This is a genomic window from Olleya sediminilitoris (assembly GCF_016785945.1).
Lineage (GTDB): Bacteria > Bacteroidota > Bacteroidia > Flavobacteriales > Flavobacteriaceae > Olleya > Olleya sediminilitoris.
This window is the reverse complement of sequence record NZ_JAEMEF010000008.1, coordinates 122,225-143,527: the sequence shown is the minus strand read 5'-3', so window position 1 is coordinate 143,527 and position 21,303 is coordinate 122,225. Positions and strand designations below refer to the sequence as shown.

At 30.2% G+C, this 21,303-nt stretch carries 23 protein-coding genes; 22 read left to right on the top strand and 1 reads right to left on the bottom strand.

Features of this window, described 5'->3' with window-relative positions; genetic code table 11:
* The first annotated feature begins 37 nt into the window (after positions 1-37).
* The 18 genes from JAO71_RS10460 (at position 38) to JAO71_RS10380 (ending at position 15,708) form a co-directional block, all read left to right on the top strand.
* Positions 38-667 (top strand): cell envelope biogenesis protein OmpA, encoded by a 630-nt coding sequence (locus tag JAO71_RS10460; protein WP_203000721.1) that lies wholly within the window; start codon positions 38-40, stop codon positions 665-667.
* On the top strand, positions 668-1,222 hold the full coding sequence (gene ruvC, locus JAO71_RS10455) for a crossover junction endodeoxyribonuclease RuvC (protein ID WP_203000719.1): 555 nt from the start codon (positions 668-670) through the stop codon (positions 1,220-1,222).
* Between the two features lie 34 nt (positions 1,223-1,256).
* Positions 1,257-2,432 carry a radical SAM family heme chaperone HemW gene (hemW, locus tag JAO71_RS10450; RefSeq protein ID WP_203000717.1) on the top strand — a complete coding sequence of 392 codons (1,176 nt, stop codon included), beginning with the start codon at positions 1,257-1,259 and terminating at the stop codon, positions 2,430-2,432.
* A gap of 81 nt (positions 2,433-2,513) precedes the next feature.
* Entirely contained in the window at positions 2,514-3,263 is a 750-nt protein-coding gene (locus JAO71_RS10445; protein ID WP_028289401.1) for a cyclase family protein, read from the top strand.
* Positions 3,264-3,872, top strand: coding sequence for a DUF4230 domain-containing protein (locus JAO71_RS10440; RefSeq protein WP_028289400.1), 609 nt, complete (start codon positions 3,264-3,266; stop codon positions 3,870-3,872).
* 116 nt (positions 3,873-3,988) lie between these two features.
* Positions 3,989-4,126 (top strand): hypothetical protein, encoded by a 138-nt coding sequence (locus tag JAO71_RS10435; RefSeq protein ID WP_157243621.1) that lies wholly within the window; start codon positions 3,989-3,991, stop codon positions 4,124-4,126.
* A gap of 18 nt (positions 4,127-4,144) precedes the next feature.
* On the top strand, positions 4,145-4,507 hold the full coding sequence (locus JAO71_RS10430) for an MmcQ/YjbR family DNA-binding protein (protein WP_203000715.1): 363 nt from the start codon (positions 4,145-4,147) through the stop codon (positions 4,505-4,507).
* 524 nt (positions 4,508-5,031) lie between these two features.
* Positions 5,032-5,445 (top strand): response regulator, encoded by a 414-nt coding sequence (locus JAO71_RS10425; RefSeq protein WP_028289397.1) that lies wholly within the window; start codon positions 5,032-5,034, stop codon positions 5,443-5,445.
* Between the two features lie 2 nt (positions 5,446-5,447).
* Positions 5,448-5,987 (top strand): heme NO-binding domain-containing protein, encoded by a 540-nt coding sequence (locus JAO71_RS10420; RefSeq protein WP_028289396.1) that lies wholly within the window; start codon positions 5,448-5,450, stop codon positions 5,985-5,987.
* Complete coding sequence (locus tag JAO71_RS10415; RefSeq protein WP_203000713.1) at positions 5,987-7,579, top strand: sensor histidine kinase; 1,593 nt, start codon at positions 5,987-5,989, stop codon at positions 7,577-7,579. Before JAO71_RS10420 ends, JAO71_RS10415 begins: the two co-directional genes overlap by 1 nt.
* A gap of 3 nt (positions 7,580-7,582) precedes the next feature.
* Positions 7,583-8,716: an FIST signal transduction protein gene (locus JAO71_RS10410; protein ID WP_203000711.1), complete on the top strand. Its 1,134-nt coding sequence runs from the start codon at positions 7,583-7,585 to the stop codon at positions 8,714-8,716.
* Positions 8,716-9,762, top strand: a complete 1,047-nt coding sequence (locus JAO71_RS10405; protein WP_203000709.1) for a sensor histidine kinase — start codon at positions 8,716-8,718, stop codon at positions 9,760-9,762. Before JAO71_RS10410 ends, JAO71_RS10405 begins: the two co-directional genes overlap by 1 nt.
* 4 nt (positions 9,763-9,766) lie before the next feature.
* The gene (locus tag JAO71_RS10400) at positions 9,767-10,084 is read left to right on the top strand and encodes an Hpt domain-containing protein (RefSeq protein WP_116823560.1); all 318 of its coding nucleotides are present in this window, start codon (positions 9,767-9,769) and stop codon (positions 10,082-10,084) included.
* Between the two features lie 9 nt (positions 10,085-10,093).
* Positions 10,094-10,804 (top strand): LytR/AlgR family response regulator transcription factor, encoded by a 711-nt coding sequence (locus JAO71_RS10395; protein ID WP_116823559.1) that lies wholly within the window; start codon positions 10,094-10,096, stop codon positions 10,802-10,804.
* Between the two features lie 219 nt (positions 10,805-11,023).
* The gene (locus tag JAO71_RS10390) at positions 11,024-11,512 is read left to right on the top strand and encodes a CAP domain-containing protein (protein ID WP_028289390.1); all 489 of its coding nucleotides are present in this window, start codon (positions 11,024-11,026) and stop codon (positions 11,510-11,512) included.
* A gap of 121 nt (positions 11,513-11,633) precedes the next feature.
* On the top strand, positions 11,634-14,246 hold the full coding sequence (locus JAO71_RS10385; RefSeq protein ID WP_203000707.1) for a DUF6923 family protein: 2,613 nt from the start codon (positions 11,634-11,636) through the stop codon (positions 14,244-14,246).
* Positions 14,247-14,419: 173 nt separating this feature from the next.
* Positions 14,420-14,782: an amino acid permease gene (locus JAO71_RS15955; RefSeq protein WP_317193479.1), complete on the top strand. Its 363-nt coding sequence runs from the start codon at positions 14,420-14,422 to the stop codon at positions 14,780-14,782.
* An 8-nt stretch (positions 14,783-14,790) separates the two neighbouring features.
* On the top strand, positions 14,791-15,708 hold the full coding sequence (locus JAO71_RS10380; RefSeq protein ID WP_317193480.1) for an APC family permease: 918 nt from the start codon (positions 14,791-14,793) through the stop codon (positions 15,706-15,708).
* Between the two features lie 39 nt (positions 15,709-15,747).
* Here JAO71_RS10380 and JAO71_RS10375 read toward each other — a convergent pair whose 3' ends face one another.
* Positions 15,748-17,814, bottom strand: coding sequence for a tetratricopeptide repeat protein (locus JAO71_RS10375; RefSeq protein WP_203000705.1), 2,067 nt, complete (start codon positions 17,812-17,814; stop codon positions 15,748-15,750).
* A gap of 138 nt (positions 17,815-17,952) precedes the next feature.
* On the opposite strand from JAO71_RS10375, the gene JAO71_RS10370 reads away from it, so the two are divergent.
* From JAO71_RS10370 to JAO71_RS10355, 4 genes are all read left to right on the top strand, one after another.
* The gene (locus tag JAO71_RS10370) at positions 17,953-18,225 is read left to right on the top strand and encodes an STAS domain-containing protein (RefSeq protein ID WP_203000703.1); all 273 of its coding nucleotides are present in this window, start codon (positions 17,953-17,955) and stop codon (positions 18,223-18,225) included.
* Between the two features lie 39 nt (positions 18,226-18,264).
* Positions 18,265-18,543 carry an STAS domain-containing protein gene (locus tag JAO71_RS10365; RefSeq protein WP_054852577.1) on the top strand — a complete coding sequence of 93 codons (279 nt, stop codon included), beginning with the start codon at positions 18,265-18,267 and terminating at the stop codon, positions 18,541-18,543.
* A gap of 31 nt (positions 18,544-18,574) precedes the next feature.
* Positions 18,575-19,819: an oligosaccharide flippase family protein gene (locus tag JAO71_RS10360; protein ID WP_203000701.1), complete on the top strand. Its 1,245-nt coding sequence runs from the start codon at positions 18,575-18,577 to the stop codon at positions 19,817-19,819.
* 232 nt (positions 19,820-20,051) lie between these two features.
* On the top strand, positions 20,052-21,290 hold the full coding sequence (locus tag JAO71_RS10355) for a glycosyltransferase (protein WP_028606882.1): 1,239 nt from the start codon (positions 20,052-20,054) through the stop codon (positions 21,288-21,290).
* The last annotated feature ends 13 nt before the right edge of the window (positions 21,291-21,303 follow it).

Below are 21,303 nucleotides of genomic sequence, written 5' to 3'. Positions count from 1 at the left end.
AAAGTTGAGGCTTGCAAATTAAACTAAATATTACACAATGTTATCTACTATTAAACACTATTGTATTATTGTAATTACTGTTTTGGCAGTAACAACTTCAAGTGCACAAATTGAAACTAGTAAATGGAAAGCTTTAATGGCTTTAGGTATTAACAGTCCATCTCAAAGTGGTTTGGTTACACCTTTTGAAGCTAATAGTATTAATTTTCCTTCTATAAATTTAGGACTTCAACGTATGTTTACCCCTCAATTAGGAGCAAAATTAGATTTTGGATACAACCGTTTTGCTAATGCAAATAACACACCAGAATTTAAAACCAATTACTCTCGTATTAATTTACAATTTGTTTATGATGCAACACGTTTTTTTAGTTTTTTACCTATTGATACAGGAGTTGTCTTTCATGCTGGACCAGGTTACTCTATGATTAAACCATTAGGTGATTATGGAGATAATAAAACAGCCTTTTTAAACGGAATGGCTGGACTAGAATTTCATTATGGAATAAGTAGGAGTGTTTCAGCTTTTGTAGATACATCTTACATTTATGGTTTTGCTAAAGATTTTGATCCAATTACGGAGGGATTTGGATCCTTTAACGGAAACTTATTAACCGTTAGTGTAGGTATTGCTGTGTCTTTAAGTGGTTGTTATACTTGTAACTAAATGAGCAAAGAACAAATAATTTTAGGTATTGATCCAGGCACAACCATCATGGGTTTTGGATTAATAAAAGTGGTAAATAAAAAAATGAGTTTAATACAGTTAAACGAATTGGACTTAAAAAAATACGATGACCATTACCTAAAACTGAAACTTATTTTTGAACGTACTATTGAGTTGATTGAAACACATCATCCAGACGAGATTGCTATTGAAGCGCCTTTTTTTGGTAAAAACGTACAAAGTATGCTTAAGTTAGGTCGTGCGCAAGGTGTTGCTATGGCTGCAGGATTAAGTCGTGAAGTGCCAATTACAGAGTATGCACCTAAAAAAATAAAAATGGCAATTACAGGAAGTGGTAACGCAAGTAAGGAGCAGGTTGCAAAAATGCTTCAAGGGATGTTAGGTATTAAAACCTTACCAAAAAATCTAGATTCTATGGATGGACTTGGTGCAGCTGTATGTCATTTTTATAATCAAGGTCGTGTAGAAATTGGTAAAAGATATTCTGGTTGGGCAAGTTTTGTTAAACAGAATGAAAAGCGTGTAAAAAAGTAGTAATAATTGTTTTTACAGTTAATAACTGAATAATATGTCAGGAATATACATACATATACCTTTTTGCAAACAAGCTTGTCATTATTGTGATTTTCATTTTTCGACGTCATTAAAAAAGAAAGATCAATTGGTTTTCGCTTTAGCGAAAGAATTACAATTACGTAAAGACGAATTTAAAGACACTACAATTGAAACCATATATTTTGGAGGAGGTACACCAAGTGTTTTGTCTACAAATGAGTTGCAATATTTAATAGATAGTGTTTATTTAAATTATAAAGTCACTGATCATCCAGAAATAACATTAGAGGCTAATCCTGACGATTTAATTATCAATAATATTGACGCATTAAGTATATCAGAAGTACAGTCGTTGTATAAAACTAAATTTGAAGAATTAAAAAAAACAGGGATTAATAGACTTAGTATTGGTGTACAATCGTTTCATGAAAAAGATTTAAAACTAATGAATCGTGCGCACAATGCTATTGAAGCTAAGCGTTGTCTTGAAACCGCAACTCAATATTTTGATAATATAAGTTTGGACTTAATTTATGGTATTCCAAACAGTACTAATCAAGAATGGTTGGAAAATATCCAAACTGCTTTAAGTTTTGGTATTCCTCATATTTCTAGTTACGCTCTAACTGTAGAACCTAAAACAGCGTTGGCTAGTTTTATTAAAAAAGGAATTATTGATAATGTTGACGATGATCTAGCTCATGACCAGTTTCATATTTTAATAGACCAGCTAAATCAAGCAGGTTTTGAACATTATGAGTTGTCCAATTTTGCTAAAAAAGGATATTATAGCAAAAATAATAGCGCTTACTGGTTAGGCAAGTCCTATTTAGGAATTGGGCCTTCTGCACACAGTTTTAATGGTAAGCAACGTGCATGGAATGTTAAAAATAACACCATTTATATCAAAAAGATTAACCAAGATCAACTTCCTTTAGAAATTGAAATTTTAACTAAAAATGATAAATATAACGAGTTTATTATGACTGGTTTGCGTACCATTTGGGGAGTTTCATTAACTGAAGTCAAAAAACAGTTTGGAGAATCATTTTTGGAATACTTGTTGCAACAAGCTAATCAGTACATAAATAACCAAATGCTATGTATTGTGGATAATAGATTGAAAACAACACAAAAAGGAAAGTTTTTAAGCGACGGAATTGCTTCAGATTTATTTAAATTAAGGTAATTATAACTTTTTAGCATTGGTTTTATATGTTTTTATTTTTAACTTATAGCAACCTAAAATTAAAAAACACAAGACGCTTAAATGATAACCACAATAACCATTAACACTAAAAAATACACAGTAAATTTAGCTCAACCTTTAGATATTTCAATGCCACTTCGTGCATCCAAAAGCAATGCTAATGCATGGTATATTGATGAGCCTAAAATAGAACCTGTAGTTATTAATGACTGGACAGCTAGTGTAAAGGAAGGTGCATCAATCAACTTTAATACCATTCAATTTAATCCACATGCACATGGTACTCATACAGAATGTGTTGGTCATATTACAGAGCAATTTTATAGTGTAAATAAATGCTTAAAGCAATTTTTCTTTTTATCAGAAGTTATTTCGGTTGCACCAGAATTAATTGGCGAAGACCAAGTGATATCAAAAGCACAGCTTCAATATTTATTAAAACAACGTAAACCGCAAGCCTTAATAATAAGGACTATGCCTAATACAAAAGAGAAAAAATCAAGACAATACTCTAATACCAATTGGCCTTATTTAACAGAAGATGCAGCAACATTTATACGAAAAATTGGCGTAAAGCATTTACTTATAGATTTACCAAGTGTCGATAAAGAAAAGGATGAAGGTAAGTTGTTAGCACATAAAGCATTTTGGGATTTTAATGGTAAACTCAGAAAAAATGCAACTATAACAGAGTTTATTTATGTGCCAAATAAAGTTAAAGATGGCAAATATATATTAAACCTTCAGATTGCACCAATACAAAACGATGCAACACCAAGTAAACCCATTTTATATAAAATAGAACAATAGATGGAAACATTTTTTACACTAGTCGTTGGTGGTATTTTAGCCTTAGGTGCTTATACTTTATACGGATATTTTCAGTCCAAAAAAAAGGTCTCTGCACAATCTATAATTTTATTAGATAAAATAAAAAAAGTCTGCAAATTTATTACTGTAGAAGGTGATTTTGCCGAAATCTATCATTATGAAGATGTTAAAGAGCGGTTTTTAAAATTAGTGTCTAGTAAGAAAAAAGCGCTGGTTGTTATTAATGCTAAAGCTTATGTTGGTTATGATTTTAATAAAATTGAATTAACCTCGAACCCTAAAAAAAAGACTGTAACTATAAGTCATTTTCCGCAGCCAGAAATATTGTCAATCGAAACCAATATAAATTACTACGATAAAAAAGATGGTTATTTTAATAAGTTTGAAGCTACAGATTTAACCAATCTAAGCGAAGAAGCTAAGCAGCATATTATTGACAAAGTACCAGAAAGTGGATTGTATAATGTGGCAAAGCAAGAAGCGTTAGAGTCTTTATTACTTGTTGAAAATATAGTTCAAACTATTGGTTGGACACTAGACTACTCGGCTTTAAAAATCAAATCTAAAGATAATTTAAAATTAAAATAAGATTATTTTGTCGATTATTTTAGCGTTTTATCGGATTTAATATTTTATTTACTTACATTTATAATATGTGACAATGTGATTTGATAACTTGTTTGTAACCAAAAAAAGCTATTGATATGAATAAATTTTTACAATACATTAACGAAGTCCTAGTTAGTTTAGACATTCCGATGTTAGCTGACACTGAAAAAAACATGAATTACAGAATGCTTAAAAAATATTCTAGTAAATCAAAACCATCTCAACAAAAGTAGATGTAATTTGTTCTTAAAATGGATATAGAACAACTCAGAGCATATTGTCTTAGTAAACCAAAATCTACCGAAGATTTTCCATTTGATCAAGATACATTAGTTTTTAAAGTGCTAGGTAAAATGTTTGCATTAGTACCATTAAAAAAATGGGAAGCTGGACTTGCGTCAATTAACCTAAAATGCGACCCAGAATATGCTATCCAACTTCGTGAAGACTATCAAAGTATTGAAGCTGGTTGGCATATGAGTAAAAAACATTGGAATACCATTTACTTACATCAATCTGAATTAGATTTAAAGCTAATTACTAAGCTTTTAGACCACTCTTATGACATGGTAGTTAAAGGCATGACCAAAAGAATGCGAGAAAAACTACATTAACAGTTAAGCTTACCGACAGATATGTGCAATTAACCGAAGTAAATAGTGTAATTATAGAAAGTTTTAATAATCAAGGTTTTATAATGTTATTTTTGAGGTGTTAAAACATATCAAATTCATGAAATTCCCTCTTTTACTAACAGTTATAGGTCTATTTAATAAAAAAAAGATACAACCTACAAAGCAAGTTAAGACTAAACAAGCTTTCAACACTTATAATCATAAAACATTAAAGTCTAGTTTAAAGCAACTAGAATTTATATCTTTTTTAGAAATACATCTGATTAATAAAGAGTTAAATGAGTTTTCTTTGAGTTTTTTGCTTGAATTAACCAAAATTAAACATCAAGCAAAATCCAATACTATAAAATCTATACATTTTTTTAAAGAATAAGACTCTTTTTCCATTCGTCGACACTTAAAGGTTATTCACCTTGTTTAAAATCGGTCTAAACGAAGATTAGTTGTAAAACTTACTTATTATATTAGATTTGGCCTTAATTAATAGTCAAAATACCCTCGCAATGCAAAAAAAACTTAAAATTCTCCTAATAGAAGATGACATGATTGAAAAAATGAAGTTAAATCGTACAACTTCTGCTTTGCAATTAGATCACGAAATTATTGAAGCTAATAATGGTGAAGAAGCCCTTCAGTTATTAGAAAATAAAGACAATTTACCAGACATTATATTACTAGACTTAAACATGCCTAAAATTAATGGTATTGAGTTTTTAGGTATTCTTAAAAAAGATGATGTTTTAAAATATATTCCTACTATCATATTGACAACGTCTAACAATCAAAAAGATTTATTAGAATGTTATAAAATAGGTGTTGCAGGTTATGTTATAAAACCATTAAAATACGAAGATTACGTTAGTAAAATTGAAAAATTATTAGCATATTGGAGTGTAAATGAATTAATTGTAGTTTAATTATGAAAGGAATTGTTTTTACAGAATTTTTAGAACTAGTCGAAGATAAGTTTGGACTAGAAATGGTTGATAATATTATATCAAGCTCAGATCTAGAATCTGGAGGAGCATACACAGCTGTTGGTACATACAGTTTTTCTGAAATGTTACAATTATTACAACACCTTAGTGCTAATACAGGTATCTCTATAGATGATTTGTTATTAGTATATGCAGAGCATTTCTTTGGTGTTATAGAAGAGAGTTATCCAGGCTTATTAGCTACTTATAAAGATCCAATAGAGATGATTTCTTCCATCGAAAATCATATTCATGTTGAAGTCCGAAAAATTTATCCAGACGCAGAATTACCAACCTTTGTTGTAGAAAGTAAATCAGAAAACGATTTAACAGTTATCTACAAGTCAAGTCGTGCAATGCATCATTTTGGTTTAGGATTAATGAATAAAACTTTCGAGCATTTTAACGCAACAGCAAAAATAGAATTAGAAAAAATTAAAGAAGACGGAACTGAAGTAAGATTTGTTATTCATAAAAACTAATGAGTCAAAACCAAGTAGAGTTATTACAACGCGCTTTAAAAAGAGAAAAGGCTGCTAGAAAGGCAGCCGAGAAAATTCTTGAAGTAAAATCTAAAGAACTCTTTGAAGCTAATCAAAAATTACAAGATATCAACTTACAATTAGAAACATCATTAACACAAGCAGACTCACAATTGCAAGGTGTTTTTGAAAACATTGTTGATGCTTACGTTATTACAGATTTATGGGGAAACATCTTAAAAATGAATGATTCTGCTGTAACGCTTTTAGGGTTTGAAGATGCTAATGAAGATTTTAATCTTTTAGAAATGCTTGATCTTAAAGAGAAAGATAAAGTAGAATCTTGGTTTAAAGGTATGCTAAAAGAAGGGTCTTCAACAGATTTTCAAGTTAATATTACTACTAGAGATAAACAGCAAAAGTTAGTACATATTAACTCTAGTTTGATTTATGATAATGATATAGCTGTTGCTGTACAAGGTATTGTTAGAGATATAACCATCCAGAATAAATATAAAAAAAGTTTAGAAGCCGAAAGATTAAAGTATAGCAATATTATTGCTAACATGAATTTAGGGCTTATAGAAATAAATTTGGAGGGTAAAATTATAATGATAAATCAGAGTTTTTCTGATATGTCAGGATATAATCAAGAGCAACTTATTGGTTTTGAAGCAAAAGACGTTTTTACATTAGATAATGAAGAAGCAGAATTAATAGAAGAAGAAAAAAGAAAACGTGTTAAAGGTGAGTCAAATTCTTACGAAATTAAGGTGCAAACTAAAGCAGGAGATGACAGACATTGGTTAGTTAGTGGTGCCCCAAATTATGATTTAGAAGGCAAGCAAATTGGGTCTATTGCAGTAACATTAGATATCACAGATTTTAAAATACTTCAAAATCAAAAAGAAAAATTACTAACTAAGCTAGAAAAAAGTAATGATGAGTTGCAAGAATATGCTCACATCGTATCACACGATTTAAAGTCTCCATTACGAAGTATAAACGCATTGGTCAGTTGGTTAAAAGAAGATAACCAAGGAAAGCTAGACGACGTAAGTCTTCAAAATTTTGCGCTTATTGAAACGACTCTTGAAAAAATGGAACAATTAATTACAGATGTACTTAATTATTCTAGTGTTGGTGCACAAACATCACCTCAAGCTGATGTAAATATTAATAATATGGTATTGGATTTATGCCAAATTCTATATGTGCCAGAACACATTAATATAAAAGTTTTAAACCCCTTACCTATAATTAAAGGAGACAAAACTAAATTACAACAGTTATTTCAGAACTTAATTAGTAATGCAGTTAAGTTTATAGATAAGCCTGAAGGGTTAATACAAATTAATGTAGTTGATTTACCAACGCATTATGAGTTTTCAATTCAAGATAATGGAATGGGTATTGAAAAAAAGTTTCACGACAAAATTTTCAAAATATTTCATTCATTAAATAAAAGTAAAGACTCCACAGGAATAGGATTATCCATAGTTAAAAAAATTGTGGATTTACATGAAGGAGAAATTTGGTTAGAAAGCGAACCAAAAGTAGGCACAACCTTTCACTTTACATTAAAAAAGTAAGACATGAAAACAGTACAGTTAGTTAAACATAAAAATAAAGATTGGCAATATGTTGTTGAAAATCAAGAGTTAAAAGCACCTTTGGTTTTAGTGTTTGGTAACAGGTACTTGTTGGAAGATACTACAATTTATCAAGATATAAAGGCTAAGTTTCCTGATGGTCACATTGTTTTTGGATCTGCATGCGCAGAGATTTCTTCTAATACAGTTAACGAAGAAAGTATTACAGTAACTGCCATAGAATTTGAAAAAAGTACGTTTCAAATTAAAACTAGTAATGTTTTAAATACAAATTTAGATAGTTTTAAAACAGGTAATGATCTAATAAAACAATTACCACAAGACAATTTAAAGTATGTTTTAGTTGTCTCTGAAGGAAGTTTTATTAATGGTAGCCAATTAACTAAAGGGATGAGTGCATCTACCGAAGACAATTTGCTTATAACAGGTGGATTATGTGGTGATGATGCGCGTTTTGAAAAAACATTAGCCTCTTACAACGAAAATCCAAAAGAAGGCGAGCTAGTTGCAATTGGCTTTTATGGAGATACACTAGAGATATCATTTTCAATACATGGTGGCTGGACACCTTTTGGTCCAGAGCGCACAGTTACTAGATCTAAAGACAATATTTTATATGAATTAGATGGACAGCCAGCTTTAAATTTATATAAAACCTATTTAGGCGAAAAAGCTAAAGACTTACCAGGAGCAGCACTATTATATCCATTAAATGTTACGTCTGAAGGCGAAAACCAGTCAATTGTTAGATCTATTTTAAATATTGATGAAGCTGAAAATGCTGTGGTTTTAGCTGGTGATATTAAAGAAAACTCTAAAGTACAATTAATGATGACTAACGTAGATAATATTGCAAATGCTTCTGAGCAAGCCGCAAAACAGGCGTTAGAGCATAGACAGAATAAACCAGAATTAGCATTATTGGTAAGTTGTATTGGTCGTAAATTGGTATTAGATCAGCGTGTAGAAGAAGAAATTGAAGAAGTTATAGAAGTAATAGGTAAAGACACTGTAATTAGTGGTTTTTATTCCTACGGAGAAATTGCACCTTTTCATGGAGAAGTAGCATGTCAGTTGCACAATCAAACCATGACCATAACGTTAATTAGTGAATAATGAATTCGCTATTAAAAAGACAAATTCGTAAATATTTAAGTGAAGATTTAAAAAACAATAAGGAACTAACTCAGTTTTTTAATGCAATAGATAGCTCTTATAATAATTTTGACGAGCAGTCAAACATGATACAAAGAGCCATGTCTATTAGCTCAGACGAGTTATATACAGCCAATCGTAAGTTACAAAACGAAGCAGAAGAGCAAAAAGAAGTCATTCAAAAACTTAAAAGTGTTATTGATACTTTAAAGTTTTATAATTTAACAGAAGAAGATAGCAAAGAAAATGTAGAGCTTACAGGATCTAATTTGGTGGATTTTATTGACAATCAAACTAAAGAAATTGTTCAAATAAATAAGCAAAAACAAGAATTATTAAACGAGTTGGCTTATCAAAATCAAGAGTTAAGTGACTATGCACACATGGTTTCTCATGATTTAAAATCGCCATTACGTAGTATTGATGCCTTAACCACTTGGTTTACTCAAGATTATCAATCTGTTATTGATGATAATGGAAAACAGACACTTAAGCTTATTAGAGACAGTGTTGATAAAATGGAAAAATTAATAAGTGGTATTTTAGAGTACTCAACTATTGGTAAAAACCAGATTGAAGTCTATGATGTAGATTTAAACAATTTAATAGACAATGTTCTAAAAATAATTCAGGTACCAAATCATATTAATATTACAAAACCTAATTTACCAATTGTTAAAGGAGATAAATATAGATTACAACAACTATTTCAAAACCTAATTGGTAACGCTATTAAATATAATGATAAAGACAAAGGATTAATTGAGATTGGAGTAGAAGAACAAAAACAATATTGGCAATTTTATATTAAAGATAACGGAAAAGGTATTGATAGTTCTTACTTTGATAAGATCTTTAAAACCTTTAATAAGCTTGAAAACACACCGGATTCATCAGGAATTGGTTTGTCTATAGTTAAAAAAATTGTCGAATTATATGGAGGAAAAATATGGCTTCAATCTCAAGTAAATATTGGAACAACATTTTATTTTACATTAAAAAAATAACATCATGGAACAACCAAACCAAACCTATATTGATAACCTATCAGGTGGAGATGCTTCTTTTAAACAGCAGTTAATAGACGTAATTAAAAAAGAGTTTCCAGAAGAGCAAAAAGAATATTTTAATAATTATAATGCACAAAATTTTAAACTCGCAGCAGATAATGTGCATAAACTTAAACATAAAATTAGTATTTTAGGGCTTGAAAAAGGATATGAAGTGGCTGTAAATTATGAGAATAGTTTACTAGAAAGTAAATTTGATTATAAAAATGAGTTTGAATCTATACTTGACACTATAACATCATATCTAGAGACCCTCTAAATATTATATATGAATTGTATTGTAATTGATGACGAAGCAACAGCTAGAATTATAATTTCTCAATTATGCTCAAATGTGCCAAGTTTAAATGTTTTAGAAGACTTTCCTAATGCAATGCAAGCCATAAAATACTTAAATCAAAATAAAGTTGATTTAATATTTTTAGATATTCATATGCCTGATTTTACAGGTTTTGATTTTATCGAAACACTTAAAAATCCTCCAAAAATAATATTAACTACTTCAGATCCGAATTTTGCAATCCAAGCTTTTGAGTACGATTGTATAGTGGATTACCTTGTAAAACCAATAACTCAAGCACGTTTTGATAAAGCTATAGTTAAGGCTGAGGCCAAACAAAATACTGTAAAAAAGACTGTTAATGCAGAAAAAGTAGAAGCCACTTCAGGAAACGATTTATACGTCAACATTGACAGACGTTTAATAAAAATAGATATTCCAAGTATTTATTTAGTCGAGGCTAATGGTGATTATATTCAAGTAAAAACAGAAGACAAGAATTATACCGTACATTCTACTTTAAAAAAGATAGTAGAAAAACTACCAGATGATTTATTCTTGAAAGTACATAGGTCATATGTTATTAATGTTAAAAAAATAATTGACATTGAAGACAATAGTGTTCTTATAAAAAAAGATGTAATACCAGTAAGTCGTTCAAACAGACCAGAGTTAATGAAACGATTAAATCTATTGTAATGTATTGTTTTTAAGTGTTTTATGTTTTTTTTGCGCTTTTATTTCAGCATTAATAACCATTTCGCACTTAAAATTTAACAAAAAATCAGTTTAACTGTATTAAAAATCGTTTAACTGTATATTTGTACCATTCGTCTACACTTAAAAATGAGCTAATCGAAAACCTCTAATTGAATCATACATTACTTTTAATTTTATCATCAAATTAATCCAATTAAGATGAAAAAATTATTAATAGTAGTATTAGTATGTAACACATTTTTAATGTCTTGTTCCTCACAAGATGAAACCCAAATAGAAGAATTAAACACTAAAAACATAAATGTAACCTATTCAACTTTAGATTATGAGGTTGTAGAGTTGCTTAATGCTCACCGAATTTCTTTAGGATTAAACAGCTTAAATATTTTAGACAATGCATCAGCAGTTGCAATATCACATAGCCAATACATGGTTGATCAAGGTGAAGCCAGTCACGACAACTTTTACAGCAGATCACAACATTTAAAAAATCAAGTCAATGCAAAAACGGTGTCAGAAAATGTAGCCTATGGTTTTACTAACGCTCAAGCTTTGGTAAACGCTTGGTTAAATAGTGATGGTCATAGACAAAACATTGAAAATCCTGAATTAACAGACTTAGGTATTGCTTGTGAAAAAGACAATTCTGGTAAGCGTTATTTTACTAATATTTTTATTAAAATATAATAATTAAATAGCTTATCTATAAATAGTTACCATTCGTCTACACTAGTAAAGCACTAATCGAAAAACATAAAAAAAAGCCAAGATCTAACCTAAATTTGTATTGTAACAAAAATCCAATATCATGAAAAGAACTTTACCGACCTTTATACAAAAACTTACAGCGATAGCTATATTGGTTTTAAGTTTTTCTGTTACAGCACAAAACATTCCTTTTAATTGTGATTACAGTGCTTATTTATTTCAATACAATGATGTGTATGTAATAGATTTAGCTTCCGGTAACTCTTTTCTTGCAGCAGAAGATATTACCTCTGGAAATATAAACGCAGCAGCTTATAATCCTGCAGATGGTTTTATTTGGGGATATTTAAGCACACCTTCTAATACTATAGTTAGAATTGGTAAAGACTTTCAAACAACATCATTTGTAATTCCAGAATTAACTACAGGTAATAAATATGTTGGAGATATAAGTCCTGACGGTATATATTATTTTAAGGCAGGTGGTACAACTTACTTTAAAGTAGATTTAAATCCAAACTCACCAACATATACTCAGTATTTATCTACCGAAACGTTATCACAGAGTTTAAGCATACATGATTGGGCTTTTAATGCAGTTGACGGAAACTTATATGCAGTAGAAAAAAACAGCAATATATTATATAGGATTAATCCAACAACAAATGTTGTTGAGAGTTTAGGTGAAGTACCAATTTTAGCTGGATTAAAATACACTTATGGAGCAGTCTATTTTGATGCTGACGGACGTTTTTATGTGTCTGCTAACCAAACAGGAACAATATATGTCATTCAAAGTGTACAAGACTTGACCCCTTCAAGTCAGATGAGTTCTAACTTATTTGCTTTTGGACCATCAAGTGCTAGTAACGATGGTGCACGTTGTCCAACAGCTCCTGTATTACAAGAAATTTGCGATAATGGTATTGATGATGATGGTGATGGATTGATTGATTGTGATGATCCTTCTTGTTCAGGATTTGGTAGTTGTGCAGTAATTCCGGCACCAACAACAGCTAATGATGGTGGTTTAGAAAGTAATGGAAGATTATCTGAAGCTATTAACAAACGTAACTTCAATCGTGCTAAAAATAGTTATAAATTTGATCAAAAGTCAGCAAGAAGAGTGACAAAAGACAGTAGTAATACATCTGTAAATAGAGCAGCATCTAATACCACTTTTCAATTACAAGATTTTGTACCGTTAACAACTATTAACGAAGATTATGCAGTAGACTCAACACCACAAGATTTATTAAATATTACTAATGCAACAGAAGTATACTCTGTAGATTACATGCAAAATAATGCTTCAATAGCTTCTGTATTAGCTTTAAAAACTGAAAACGGAGTTTATGAACACACAAAATATATTTGCGATAGATTATTAGGAGGCGAATTAATTTCGGTTTCAACCATGGATATCAATGGTCAAGCTTTTATAAAATCAATTATAAAAAATGTAGACGGAAGTTTTGAATACGTATTAAGCTTATCAGCTAAGCTAGCTAATAACGATGCCAACTTTGCGATTGAGAGTCACTGGAATTTAGATTTATACGAAGAAAACGTAACCTTTTACAACTTCCAAATTTGGTCAGATTCGATAGACGATTTATATAGCTTAGCAGAAGAAGTTTTAATTTTATTGGATGCAGAAAAAGCAATTTCGGGTTACCAATTATCAACTCCTCCAACAGTATTTGTTAGAAAAGGAAAATACAATAATGGAGCATTAGATCTTCAAATTATAAATACAAATGCTACAGGAAACGTAGGGTTTGATTCTGGGTACAGAGTAACAGAAACTAGTGATTTTAACTATTCAAATTCGACTATAGATTTAAATCAAGATTATATAACTGAGTTGGAAGTTTCTACAGGTAATTTATTTGATATAGGATTTAGAATTGGAGACGGTATAAACACACCAGACGATTTATTTATGTCAGATGGACCTTGGGGAGTTGACGATTCTGAAGCTAATACAACAGTAAATAGCTACTTAGTATCTCCAAACACAACGACTTTTGATAGTCAAGATTTTCCAATAGAAAGAAATGTGACATTAAATGCTACAACAGATACTTATGTAGCAGCATACAGAGCTTTAACACCACGTTTTAAAGCAGTAGATTTAAATGACTTTACTAGCTTTAAATTTAAAGCAAAAGGTACTGGAAATTTAGAAATTACTTTAGTAAAACAAAGTATTACAAATTGGGATGAGCAATACAAAACAACAATTGCTTTAACAGATAGTTACCAAAGTCATGCTGTATTGTTTTCAGAGTTTACTTCTACTTTAACTCCTTCATTAGAAGCTAATGATATTGTAACTATTGTATTTACAATGCAAAGCGAGGATGGATCTGTAACTACTAAGCAAATGGATATACAAGATGTACGTTTTTCAAGAGGAAATGATTTATCAGTAAACGATTTTGAAACTGAAACAGTTAATACATTAATAGCTTACCCAAACCCAATGATAGAGGCTTCTAACTTACATTTTACTAGCCAAAAATCTGAAAATGTTGAACTAATAATTTATAACCAATTAGGAAAAATAGTGTACAAAACATCAGTAGAGTCACTAGTTGGAAATAATATCATACCTATAAATAGTCAAAACTTAAGTTCTGGATTATACATTTGTAAATTATCTAGTACTAATACAAATTATAAACCCTTAAAGTTGCTGGTTAAATAGTAACTGCCCATTGTTTTTTGATTGATAGCGAGGGAAGCCAAAAAAGTTAAATTAGTCTTATTTGGTTTCTTAAACAGGCAAGAGAGTTAACTCTTGCCTGTTTTTTTTGTAATAATTTTACAATACTCAAACCTTATTATTCTGTATATTTAAGCATAATTAATCTATCAATTTTGAATAATAAAATTAATCTTAAAGAAGCGATTTCTATTGGAATAGGCGGAATGGTTGGTGGCGGAATTTTTGCAGTGCTTGGTTTGGCTGTTTCTTTAGCTAAAGGAGGTACACCTGTTGCTTTCTTATTTGCAGGTGTTATAGCTTTGCTTACGGCATATTCTTATGCTAAATTATCTAAAAAATTTCCAGAAAAAGGAGGGACAGTAAGATTTGTACATCAACAATACGGAAATGGCATTTTTGCAGGAGGCATCAACAATCTACTTTGGATAAGTTATATTGTAATGTTAGCATTATACGCCTCAGCTTTTGGGTCTTATGCTGCTGAGCTTTTTACCATTACTGGGAAAAAAAATTAGACGTCCGTATTTGTCAAACAGCAATAATAATAATTGCTTTAGTTATTAACTATTTAAGTGTTAGTTTAGTTAGTCGTATCGAGTCTGTTGCTGTCATAATAAAATTAGCCATTTTAATAGCCTTTATAGCAATTGGATTTTATGGATTTTCATTACATCCAGAACATTTACAACAATTAAAACCAAGTAATTGGGAAGCTCCTTTTTTATTGATTTCTGGTGGTATGGTCATTTTTGTAGCTTACGAAGGCTTTGAGCTAATAGCTAATTCTATTTCGGATTTAAAAAATAGAGAACAAAATACTGAAAAAGCCTATTTTGGAGCAGTAGGTTTTGTTGTTGTATTATATGTTTTAATAGCAATAGTTACTGTTGGATCTTTGACTTTTGATAAAATTGCAGATGCAAAAGATTATGTTTTGGCTCAAGCAGCAGCACCAACATTAGGGCAAATAGGATTTACTATAATTACTATTACAGCATTAATTTCTACATTTTCAGCTATTAATGCTACAATTTTAGGAAGCGGAAGGGTAAATTATGACATAGCCGAAGATCAAGAACTTCCAAAATACTTTTGTCGTAAGTTTTTAGGCAAACCAATAGGTTTTTTAATTACTGCAATATTGTCAATAGTGTTAGTTAATTTATTTAATCTCCAAAGCATTTCAACAGCAGGAAGTGCTGGATTTTTATTAATATTTGGTTTAGTAAACTATATTGGATTTAAAAAACATCAAGAATTGAAGTCCAAAAAAAGTATTCATTTAATAGCTAGTATATTATGTTTTGTAGCTTTTTGTACACTAATTGTTCAGCAATTTCAAACTAATATTTCTGGAGTATTAATCGCTTTGGGTGTTATTGTATTTTGCTTTACAATGGAATGGATGTACAAAACGATTAGTCATAAAAGTGGTTTTTAAATATCAATAAACAATATTGTTTGTCTTTATTAAATCAATTTATTTTTTATCTCTAAAGACTGGTTTGTCAAATAATAACCATTTAAAACGCACACCAATTTCGTTAAAAGTAAAACCAGCAGCAGTAGCAGATGCTATATTACTTCGTGTTCCAAATATATTCGCCAAACAACGCTCTGAAAATTTATAGCCTAATTTTCCTTGTATTCTGTAAGTACTTTGGCTTTCGTCGTCGTCAATAAATTGTAATCCAGTAGCAGCAGTAAGCTCATAAAACCATTCTTTAGGTTTGGCTATGTTTTCATCTTTAATAAGGTTTGCAAATACTTCTGCAGCATTAAAGGTTTCTGGTGAAAAGTAAATACTTGGTACCTGATCTTTAAAAGTTATGTATTGGTAGTTTATACCAGCTTTAAGTGATGGTTTTGGTAAAATGTTATAGTATAAAGAAGTAAACAATAAGTTTCTAGCGTTGTCATCACTTTGTTTGGTGTAAAAATATTGAGTAAACCATCCTAAATTAAAATTAGTATTTAAACTATAATTGGCGTAGTAGTTATTTTGTACGATTTCTCGATCTATTAATTCGGCATTAAAACTTTGTATTTCACGTTTGTATCCAACGGTTAAATCTTGCAGTTTAAAAGGTTTAATATTAAAAGATATATCTGCTAAGATTTGTGTGTAGTCATTAGTTGTTGCTGTAGCTGAAGTTAATCCAGCAGTACCTTTTAAAGTTAAATTAGGTAATAATTGATAGGAAGCACCAACACTAAAGTCATTTGAAGTAGCATCGTTATTAGTAACAGGGTTAGTTGTACTACGATAATTATAGCTTCCTAAGATTTTAAATTTTGTTGAAAACGGAAACTCTAAAGTGTTATTAAAAGCAAAAGCTTCATTGTCTCCATTATCAAAACTATAGGATACTTTACCTTCATAAAAAGGGGTAAATGTTGTGTTTAAGTTTTTTATAAAGTTGGTGGCATCCTTTTGATTGTCGTAAAACTTTAATGTGTTTTCAGCAGACTTATATGCAGCTTCATATTTACCTAATGCTTTTAAAGCATTTGCGTTACCCAAGTTTCCGTCAAAAGATGTACTGTCATTAACCAAAATTTGATCATAATCAGTAACACTTTTTTTAAAGTCACTTTTGTAAATATTAAGTGTTGCACGTAAAGCTAAGACCCAATTGTCATTAGGTTTTATTTCAATTAAATTCGCGATTAGCGTGTCTGCAGTTTTGTATTTTTTATTCCAAATTAACGCTTGCGCGTAACGCTCTGTAGTTTGTTGTTTTAGTGTAGCGTCTGTAGTTTCATTTAAGCTGTTATAGGCTTGTGTACTTAAATCTAGTGCGTCTTTTTCTTTACCTTTTAAGTGAGATACTAACGCTAAACCATTTAAAGCAATAATTTTATTGTCAGGATTGGCTGCTAAAGTATTATAAGTAGCTTGAGCATCATCATATTTATTTGCAATTAAATACAGATTGGCTAAGTTTAATAAACTGTCTTTGTCATTGTTAAAAAGTGCAAGACTTTTTTTAAGTAATGCTTCGGCTTCATCGTATTGTTGTGCCTGTTGTTTTTGGTAAGCATAGCCTAAATACATGTATTTTTTAGATGTTAGTGCATTTGGGTTTCCAGGAGACACCTCTAAAGCCTTGTCTACATATTTTAAAGCATTTTCATATTCTTTTAAATTAGAAAGTGTGTTTGCATAACTTAATAGTGCAGCAAAACTTTTTGGATCTTCGTCTATTAAAGATTTAAAATAGGTTTTAGCTTTAGGAAAATTACTAGTCCACAATAAAGACTCTCCATAATTTAGCTTGACTTCAAAATCATCAGGATAATCTGCCAATAGGTTTGTAAATAAGGTGTTGGCGTCTTCAGGTTTACCGTTTAGTCCAATAGCACGACCATAACAAAGTCTTGCAGTTTTATTGTCTGGATATTGTTTTAAAATAGACTGAAAAAAAGTTTCCGCTTTAGCGTACTTACCAGTTTCTAAATAGGTAAACCCTTCTTTCATGTCTTGGGTATATCCCATAAAAGAAGTTGATAATAAGGTAAGTAGAAATATAAATTTAAGTTTCATGTTCTGGTTTTAAGTCATTTGCAAGTTAAGCATTCATTTCCATTCATTCATCTACACCAATCGTCGACTCGTCGAAATTCAACTGAATTTGAAAGGTTTACGTTGCATCTTTGTATCAGAAACAAACAAGAAACCAACATGGCTTTAAAAATATTAAGAAACGATAACACATTTACATTAGAAGGACAAATTGATGCTACCACAGCAAGTAGCTTTCAAACCCATTTTAACATCACTCTTAATACTTTAGAAAACCTAACGATTGATATTAATAAAGTTACTCAAATAGATGCAAAAGGTATGAATGCTTTTAAAGTTATTTATAATAATGCAAAATCATGGGATAAACCTTTTGTAATTGTAGGACTTGGTTGTAAAGATATTTATGAAGAATTACTAAGCATAACTTAATACTTATACCCAAATTTAAACCTTTTAAACTGAAACATTATGGCACTAACAATAACACAACAAGACAATACAATTTTTTTAGATGGTGTTTTAAATACTGCAAACATTACAAGTTTTAAAAAGCATTTTAGCTACATTTTAGAGTCCAATACAAATATGACATTAAATATTGAAAATGTAGAATCTATTGATATAACAGCATTACAAGTTTTAAAAGTTATGTATAGTCAAGCGATAATGAAACAAAATATGTTTTTTGTTGAAGGTAAAAATAGCGAAACTATTTACGAAACCTTTAGCTATCCTAATGTAGCATAACTAAAAACCTTAACCTTAAATCGCTATTAAGATGCAAGTTTTATCGATGTTAAAATCAAGAAAAATATCTCCAGAGCAACTGTTTATGCTAAGTGTATTGGCAGTAAATGGAGGAAACTATTTATACAACCTAATTCTAGGTCGTGTATTAGGACCAGCACAATTTGCAGACGCAGCTGTTTTAATTACCTTTTTGTTGGTGTTATCTTTTGTAGCTATGACATTTCAGTTAGTAACAGCAAAGTTTTCGGTAATTTTTGAAAATGAAACTTTCGCCAATTTTGTAGCTAAAATATATAAGCATGCTACTATTGTGGGATTGGGCTTTGGAGCTTTAATTATAATATTTGCAAAACAATTACAAATTGTTTTTAACACATCGTCGTCAAGCATGTTTACCATATTTGGAATTGGTGTACCGCTTTATTTTTTAATGAGTGTAAACAGAGGTGTGTTTCAGGGTAAAAAAGAATTTAAGTTTTTATCAATTACTTATCAAGCAGAAATGCTAAGTCGATTGGTTATTACCTTAGGATTGATCTTTTTATTTAACATGCAATCATCGGTTGTGATTGCTATCGGAATTTTAATTTCGTTTGGTTTTGGATTAATACCTTTTAAATTTAAAAATTTAAAATTTAAAAATATATTAGCTATTGATGCAACGCAGTCAAAACAAGTTCGTAGCTTTTTTATAATCACTGCGTTTTATGAGCTAACTCAAATTATAATTAATAATAGTGACATATTATTAGTTAAACATTACTTTGACTCTTATGATGCAGGATTATACGCTTCATTAGCCTTAATAGGTCGTATAGTTTACTTCATAGCTTGGATGTTTGTAATGTTATTACTACCAACTGTAGTACAGTTAAAAAAAGAAGGTAAAGCAACAGCGCCAATATTGTTTAAGTATGTTGGTTATATAGCAGGAATTGCAACCGTTATCGTTATTGGTTGTGCCTTATTCCCAAAAACAGCAATTACCATTTTATTTGGTGATAGTTATTTAGCTATGGCTCCTTTATTATGGAAGTACGCTTTGGCAACAGGTTTGTTTGCCATCTCAAATATATTTGCATATTACTATTTATCATTAGACAGATACATTCCTGTTGTGATCTCTGGAGTGTTTGGAATGCTTCAAATGGGATTAGTAATATTTTTTCATGACAGTTTAGAACAAGTCGTACACATGCAGATTATAGCCATGTCGTTATTACTTGTAATACAAATTAGTTTTTTTGTTTTCGACTCTAAGTTGAAACAATAGAATTGAGTGTTTTTTTAGTTTATTTTGGTTGAAGGCTGTAGTTTGTACTACAGCCTTTTTTGTTTTTTGTAGGTTTTGTAACTATCTGTAAAATAGGTAAATCTATAGATTTTTACCATTCGTCTACACCAAAATGCATTCTGTCTAAGGTTAATAGAATAACTCTTTTTAAAAGTCCAAATTTGTAATGTAATCAAGAGACAAGATATTAAAAAATATAAATACAGGTATTATGAAACTAGCAATCGTAACAGCATATCCACCAAGTAAAGTCACACTAAACGAGTACGCTTACCATTTAGTAAAGCATTTTAGACAAAAAGATAATGTAACAGAAATAGTGTTGCTTACAGATAAAACAGAAGGCGTAAAAGATATCGCGTTTACTGAAGCTGGATGTAAGATCACTGTTAAAGAGTGTTGGGCTTTTAATAGCTATACTAACATAATCAACGTTACTAAAGCTATTAATGCAACCAAACCAGATGCAGTATTATTTAACTTGCAGTTCATGAAGTTTGGAGATAAAAAAATAGCTGCAGCTTTAGGTTTAATGTTACCATTAGTTTGTAAGTTAAAAAACATACCAAACATCGTTTTATTACATAATATACTTGAAGAGGTAGATTTAGGATCTGCAGGATTTACAAGTAATAAACTAATGCAAAAAGTATATGGTTTTATTGGTACAACTCTAACAAAATTAATATTACAAGCAGATACAGTTGCAGTAACAATGCAAAAGTACGTTGACATTTTAGAGAAAAAATATAAGGCCAAAAATGTAACATTAATTCCGCATGGAACTTTTGAAGTTACTGAAATACAACCAGATTACAGTTTGCCAAAAGGACCTTTACAGATTATGACTTTCGGGAAATTTGGTACCTATAAAAAGGTTGAAGGTATGATTGAAGCTGTAGAAAAAGTTAGAAAATATACAGGAATGGATCTTGAAGTTGTAATTGCAGGAACAGACAACCCAAATGTACCAGGTTATTTAGCTAAAGTAAAAGAAGATTATAAACATGTACCGCAAGTACGTTTTACAGGTTATGTAGAAGAAGTAGAAGTACCTGTATTATTTAACGAAAGTGCAGTAGTTGTATTTCCTTATACATCCACAACAGGAAGCTCTGGAGTTTTACATCAAGCTGGAAGTTACGGTAAAGCAGTTGTAATGCCAGATTTAGGAGATCTTGCTTTATTAGTTAAAGATGAAGGTTATAAAGGTGAGTTTTTTGACCCAACATCTATTGATAGTTTAGCCAAAGCAATTGAAGCTATTGTAACCAATAATGATTACAGAATTGAATTAGGTAAAGCAAATTATGAAGCAGCAACAGCCTATCCAATGGAAAAAATAGCAAGTATGTATTTGAATAATTTTGATAAGATTATTCAAAAAAAAAGACCAACTAAATCTAGAAAAAAGCAAACTATAGATATACAACCTACCACAGTAGAATAATTATAGTATACCT